This is a genomic window from Peribacillus sp. P4_D6 (assembly GCF_056401795.1).
On record NZ_JBFUIQ010000003.1, the window covers coordinates 123,994 to 130,833 of the forward strand.

Below are 6,840 nucleotides of genomic sequence, written 5' to 3' on the forward strand. Positions count from 1 at the left end.
TGTTCGATGTAACGTTGTATATTCAATGAAAAATAGTTTAAAGTAGAGGAGAGAGGTGAAAGAAATGGCAGAAAAGGTTTCCAGTATAATGTGGTTTAGTCTTGCAGTACAAGCCCTGCTTGTTCTTGCTGATCATGATGGATTATGCAATAGTAATAAATTGGCCGTTAAGCTTGATTCGGAGTCAGGTTTTCTTAGAAAAATATTAAGTAATTTAGTGAAGGCAGGGCTGATTCAAGCGAAGGAAGGAAGAGACGGGGGATATTCACTTGCCAAAACTCCCGAACAAATCATTCTTGCAGATATATACTCTGCAATTAAATCCGAACCTTTTTCAAAAGGCTTTCTTGATGTGAATGCTAAAAAATGCTTTCAACCATCTTCCCGCGAAGCTTTATGCGGCTTGAAAAACGAGATGGAGAGCTGGATTATACAAGGCTTGGAACAAAAGACGATTGCTGATTTAATTTCAAAATCTTGATTTGAAAAACGAAACTGCCAGGGTTTCGTTTTTCTTAAACTGTATTTGACAAAAGAACAGTATGTATTATATACTGTTCCTGTAATAATTACAGTTAAATGGAGGTCATTATCAATGACAAAAAATATAATGAGTAAAGAAGAGTACCTGAATAAAGCTAAAGAATTGAATGTACCGCTTGAAAAGCCGAAAGTCCTTAATGATACGGATTTCATTACGGTAGCAAAAGAACGGAGATCTGTTCGCCAGTACGATGCTGAATACGTGATGACTGAAGAGGAAATTCGTGAAATCTTGGAGATTGCGATTCAAGCGCCGTCTTCTTCCAACTTACAGCCATGGAGATTCCTTGTGATTCAAGATAAGCAAACCCAACAAGAATTGCTACCCATCGCAAATAACCAACAACAAATCGTCGATGCATCTGCTGTCATTGCCGTTTTAGCTGATATAGAAGGTTACAAAAATGCAGAACGGATTTATGGTGAATTAGTCAATAAAGGGATCATGAAGAATGAAATCAAAGAGCCATATGTAGCCTCTATTCTGCATAATTACGGCAACTTTTCCGCTGAGAAGGCTTTAAGCGTAGCCATGATTGACGGTGGCTTGGTTTCCATGCAGATCATGTTGGCTGCAAAAGCAAAAGGATACGATACAGTCCCAATGGGAGGGTTCGATGAAGCCAAATTTGTGGATGCGTTCAATGTACCGGAAAACTTCAAACCTGTCATGTTGATTTCCCTTGGAAAAGGAACTAAAGCAGGCTTTGAAAAAGTCCGTTTGCCACTCGATACTATATTGACTTGGAATAAATTCTGAGGAACAAACTAAGAAAAAGGATAGCTAAAATCGCTATCCTTTTTCTCATGGTTTGAGATTGGCTCTGAAAAATCACTTATTCTCGCGAGCAATAAATGAATGTGTTACAATTTTTCCAGATATTTCTTTGGAATGTCTCCTCTAAAAATCACCGACCGGCAAATTAAGCTAATGAATTCTTTTTGGCGCTGCTAGCCAAAATACAGCAATTATCGTGGGTTTAGCCGTTGACAATGGATGGGAGGGAGTCCGTGTGAAGAATATGAAAAGTGAAGTGTTCTCGTGGTTGAAAGCTATCTTATTCGCTTTAATGATCGTGTTCATTTGCCAACAGTTTTTATTTACGCCAGTCACGGTAAAAGGTGAATCAATGGAGCCGACTTATGAAAATGATGACCGGATCGTGGTAGCTAAAATCGGAAAGCCGGAGCGTTTCGATATGGTCGTATTTTATGCTCCGGACGCGGAAGAGAATTATATAAAAAGGGTGATCGGTTTACCAGGGGACAGCGTCGAAATGAAAGATGATGTCTTATATATCAATGGGAAAAAGTATACAGAACCATATTTGAATACAAAAAAAGGAGAAATTCCACCTGAAGAGAATCTGACGGAGAATTTCACCCTAAGTGATTTACTCGGGAAATCCAAGGTACCTGTCGGTCATTTATTTGTCATGGGGGATAATCGAAGGAATAGTTGGGATGGAAGAAGATTTGGTTTTATTTCTGAAAAATCACTTGTGGGCAAGGTGAAATTTCGCATCTACCCTTTAAATGAAATGGGAGTGCCGAAGTGAAACGACCACAGTGAATTCAAGTGAAAGCCTGGATGATAATATATGGACTAAGTTGTATTTATAGCAGATGATGGATAAGAACCTTTTCCTATGGTTAAGGTTTTTATTTTGGATTGTGGGGGATTAATATGAAGAATGGTTTATCTGCCATTTCCATCCCGATGCTGGATGAAGAAATGGGACGTCAGGTTAAAGGACATGTCGATTCGCTGACGGTTCCTCAGGGAAGCTTAGGACGGCTGGAAGAATGGATAATTGAACTGGCCAAGATGACAGGGGAGGCATTTCCGGACATTTCGAAACCGGGGGTGATCGTGTTTGCAGCCGACCATGGAATTACGGAAGAAGGGATTTCCGCTTATCCAAAAGAAGTGACGGAACAAATGGCACTTAATTTCCTGAATGACGGTGCTGCCATCAATGTATTAAGCCGTGCGATAGATGCTTACTTGGACATTGTCGATATAGGGATCGATGCAGATATCGAAGCACCGGGGTTAACTTCCAGAAAAGTCCGTAATGGAACTAGAAACTTTTATAAGGAAGAGGCTATGACAAAGGAAGAAGTAAATCAAGCGCTTGACATTGGGTATGACCGTGCAGAGAAAATGATTGCCCGTGGTGTGAACTGCCTGATTCTTGGTGAAATGGGAATCGGAAATACGACATCCAGTACCGCCATCATCTCCATCATAAGCGGGAAAAGCGTCGAATCACTAGTGGGGCAGGGAACAGGATTGAAGTCAGAAGGCATTTTACATAAGCGAAGAATAATTGAAGAAGCGATTTCATTAAGAAATCCTAATCCTAATGATCCAATCAACATTTTGATGAATATCGGTGGATTCGAAATTGCAGGTATGGCAGGGGCCATGCTTGCTGCAGCGAATAACCGTATACCCATTCTTGTTGATGGTTTCATTACAACAACGGCTGCTGTATTGGCAAACCTGATTTCCGGACGTGCAGCCGATTATATGTTTGTTGGACATCGATCTGCAGAACCTGGTCATAGAGCGGCCATAGAACTGCTTGGCAAGGAACCGATCCTCGACCTGGGAATGAGAATCGGGGAAGGAACAGGGGCTGCCCTGTCATACCCCATTCTCAAGGCAGCGACATTGGTCATTAAAGAAATGGCAACATTTGAATCTGCGGGCGTGTCAAATAAGTAAGAAAAAGGAGACCTCGATACGCTGGTCTCCTTTTTATACGGTAAAAAAGTGGATACTGCATTGAAATATTCTTCTATTTTGCTGTTATTTAATAGGCAGATGATCTTTATATTTCTTCATTTTCCTGACGACGGAAGGCTGGCTGATACCTAAGAATTTAGCCATTTCATATGTGGACTTGCATTGTTTACTCGCTTTCATCAACATCCATTTTTCGACTTGTTCGAGAGCAGTATTGAGATCACTATCATCAACCATCATATTGTCGATCATTAGGGTATCATCTATTTTCTCCAAAGATTCTTGTCCATGGAAATGGGAGGGGAGAAAGCCTGGGAAAATGATGGAGTCTTCCGAGGTCAAAATGAGCCGTTCAATCAGGTTTTCCAATTCACGCACGTTTCCTGACCATTTATGCTGAATCAGTATTTCGTAAGTGGAAGGGTGCAATTTCTTATCCGACTTGTATTTCTTATTGATGATTTCGAGATTATGATTGATTAAGATGGCAATGTCTTCTTTTCTTTCGCGTAACGGCGGTATTTGGATGGGAATCACATTTAAGCGATAATACAAATCGAGCCTGAATGTTCCCTTCTCCACCATTTCCTCAAGGTTTTGATTGGTTGCCGTCACAAGCCGGAAATCAATCTTATGCTCTTTTTTTCCTCCCACTCTTTTAAAGGTCTTCTCTTGCAGGACATTTAATAACTTCACTTGCATATCGAGGGGAAGCTCCCCGATTTCATCCAGAAATAAGGTTCCGTTATCTGCTTGTTCGATCAGCCCTTGCTTCCCCTGCTTCTGCGCTCCGGTGAAGGATCCCGCTTCATATCCAAACATTTCGGATTCAAAGAGACTTTCTGGGATGGTACTGCAGTTGACTTCGATGAATGGCTCTTTGCTGCGGTAACTCTGATTGTGCAGCCGGCGGGCGAATACGCTCTTTCCCACACCGGATTCCCCAAGTAGCATGACTGTCGCATCCGTTTTGGAAACACGGTGTATCGTTTTGGCGATTTGCCGCATTTCCTTGCTGCGATAGATCAACTCCTCCTGTTCCCTTAGTTCCTCGACCTCCGATTGGTATTCTTGAATCTTTTTCTCCAATTGACCGTACTGATCCTGGAGGTTCCTGATTTCAGTTTGATCTTGGGCATAGCTGACGACACGAATCAATTCACCATCATCATCAAAGATGGGATAGGCAGTCGACATGACGATTTTTCCCGTCTTCGTTTGCTGCATGATCTGGATAGGCGTTTTCTCTTTCAATACCATGGCGGAAATCGAAGGTGAAAGGATTCCTTCCGTTTCGAGCTGGTAAACGGATTTTCCAAGGTAATGTTCTGGTTCGATTCCATATATCCACCAATGGTTAGGATTCGTGAATAAAATGAATCCTTTTTCATCGGTCACGGTAATATTATTATTGGATGTGTTGATAATGCATTCCAAAACTCTTTTGACGTTGTTATCACTCATCATTTTCCCCCTTATCCACTGTGCCGGTGATTCAAATATAAATCAAAAACAGAAGCGAAATCAAGAATTTTCAGATATTTTGATTTGGAATTGAATTATTTTTTATAAGAATCATGCCTGAGATAGTCTCACTCACTTCATTCATCAAAGCTAAAACTAGAGTAATAGAGACGCCACCCACATTAAAGCAAATGGATACTTATACGGTTAACCTACTTATGTTTGGGTATAAATAAAGTAGAGAGTAATCGATTGAAGGAGTGATTGACTTGGCTGAAAACACAACCTTGGGACAATATTTATACGACTGCTTAAAAGCAGAAGGCATTACAGAGATTTTTGGTGTGCCTGGAGACTATAATTTCTCATTGCTAGATACTTTGGAAGATTACGATGGGATTGAGTTTATTAATGGACGAAATGAACTCAATGCTGGTTACGCAGCGGACGCATATGCCCGGGTGAAGGGCATGTCGGCACTGATAACCACCTTTGGTGTCGGTGAAATGAGCGCATGTAATGCAATCGCTGGAGCGTACAGTGAAAATGTGCCGCTCATCCATATTGTCGGCTCGCCAAAGACCATGATGCAGCAGGAAAAGGAGCTTGCCCACCATACGTTAATGGATGGAGATTTTGATGTTTTCCGTAAGGTTTATGAGCATATTACCGGTTATACAGCAATACTTACACCAGAAAACGCAGCTAGGGAGATACCGGCTGCAATCAAAATCGCGAAAGAAAAGAAAAAGCCCGTTTATTTGGTAGTGGCTATCGATCTCGTTGAAAAACCATTGCTTTCTCTCGGTAAGACATCAGAAAACATGACAAAAACGAATGTCGATGCTTTGCAGTCAGCAGTGAAGCATATAAAAGGCATGTTAGAACATGTAAATAAAGCCGTTCTGCTTGTCGACGTGAAAACACTTCGTTATAACTTGCAGAAACCCGTACTGCAGCTCGCTGAGAGGTTAAATGTTCCAGTTGCTTCATTGATGCAGGGGAAAAGCGGGTTTGATGAGAGTCATCCCCAGTATATTGGTGTATACGGCGGAGCTTTCGGAAGCAAGGATGTAACTGAGACTGTTGAAGAAGCGGATTTGATCATAGCCGTTGGTACTGTTTGGTCAGACGTCAATACTTCCAAAGGTACAGCAAAGCTTAACCCGTTGAAAATGGTGGAAATTCAACCTGACACATTAAAAGTGGGGGAAGCCAGCTATATGAATGTCAAGGCGGAGGAAATACTAAATGCGCTCCAGGACATTGGCTACCGTCAGAACGAATCTGTCGGAAACATCTCGTTTCCGTTTGACACAATGGTGGAAGACCCATCTGCACCACTGAAAGCGACTTCCTATTATCCTCGAATTCAGCAAATGTTGAAGGAAAATGACATTGTGGTCACGGAAACAGGAACATTCTCTTATGGCATGTCACAGGTCAGATTGCCGAAAGGGGCGACCTACATAGCCCAGGGAGGCTGGCAAAGCATTGGTTATGCGACGCCTGCAGCTTTCGGTGCTTGTATAGCGGATAGAAACCGGCGTGTCCTTTTGTTTACCGGGGACGGATCGATACAGCTGACAGCACAGGAAATAAGCTCGATGCTGGAGAACGGCTGTAAGCCCATCGTGTTTATCCTCAACAATAACGGCTATACGATAGAAAAATTCTTAAACGTAAAAGTCGATATAGAAAAACAGAAATACAACGAGATACCAGAGTGGAATTATACAAAACTGGCTGAAGCATTTGGGCAAGAGGCATTCACAGCAAGAGTCGAGACGAATGGTGAACTGGATGAAGCCATTACAAATGCCCAAGATATGAACGCCGATAAACTTTGCCTTATAGAACTGGTCGTGAAAGATCAGATGGATGCACCGGATTATTTGAAAAAAATAAGGCAGTACCTTGAAGAGCAAGAGAAACTAAAGTAATTCCATGTTCGAAATGCAATCACCCCTGATTAAACACTAGAATATAGTTTAATGTTTTGTTTATGAAACCTCATTAGATTGAAAAATTATGAAATACTCCTGCCGAATAACTGGCTAGCCGAGACACCACAGGCG

General features: G+C 41.7%; 6 protein-coding genes. 5 read left to right on the forward strand and 1 reads right to left on the reverse strand.

Annotation, left to right across the window (positions count from 1 at the left end):
- Window positions 1-64 precede the first annotated feature (64 nt).
- From AC1DVB_RS02935 to cobT, 4 genes are all read left to right on the forward strand, one after another.
- Window positions 65-481 (forward strand): RrF2 family transcriptional regulator, encoded by a 417-nt coding sequence (locus AC1DVB_RS02935; protein WP_477588108.1) that lies wholly within the window; start codon window positions 65-67, stop codon window positions 479-481.
- Window positions 482-595: 114 nt separating this feature from the next.
- The gene (locus AC1DVB_RS02940; protein WP_057275637.1) at window positions 596-1,303 is read left to right on the forward strand and encodes a nitroreductase family protein; all 708 of its coding nucleotides are present in this window, start codon (window positions 596-598) and stop codon (window positions 1,301-1,303) included.
- Between the two features lie 262 nt (window positions 1,304-1,565).
- Window positions 1,566-2,102 (forward strand): signal peptidase I, encoded by a 537-nt coding sequence (gene lepB, locus AC1DVB_RS02945; protein WP_034315582.1) that lies wholly within the window; start codon window positions 1,566-1,568, stop codon window positions 2,100-2,102.
- Window positions 2,103-2,230: 128 nt separating this feature from the next.
- Complete coding sequence (gene cobT, locus AC1DVB_RS02950) at window positions 2,231-3,277, forward strand: nicotinate-nucleotide--dimethylbenzimidazole phosphoribosyltransferase (protein WP_430755587.1); 1,047 nt, start codon at window positions 2,231-2,233, stop codon at window positions 3,275-3,277.
- An 84-nt stretch (window positions 3,278-3,361) separates the two neighbouring features.
- Here cobT and AC1DVB_RS02955 read toward each other — a convergent pair whose 3' ends face one another.
- On the reverse strand, window positions 3,362-4,765 hold the full coding sequence (locus tag AC1DVB_RS02955) for a sigma-54 interaction domain-containing protein (RefSeq protein WP_054397515.1): 1,404 nt from the start codon (window positions 4,763-4,765) through the stop codon (window positions 3,362-3,364).
- A gap of 266 nt (window positions 4,766-5,031) precedes the next feature.
- Between AC1DVB_RS02955 and AC1DVB_RS02960 the strand changes: the two genes are divergently transcribed.
- Window positions 5,032-6,705, forward strand: a complete 1,674-nt coding sequence (locus AC1DVB_RS02960; protein WP_268564304.1) for an alpha-keto acid decarboxylase family protein — start codon at window positions 5,032-5,034, stop codon at window positions 6,703-6,705.
- Window positions 6,706-6,840 lie beyond the last annotated feature (135 nt).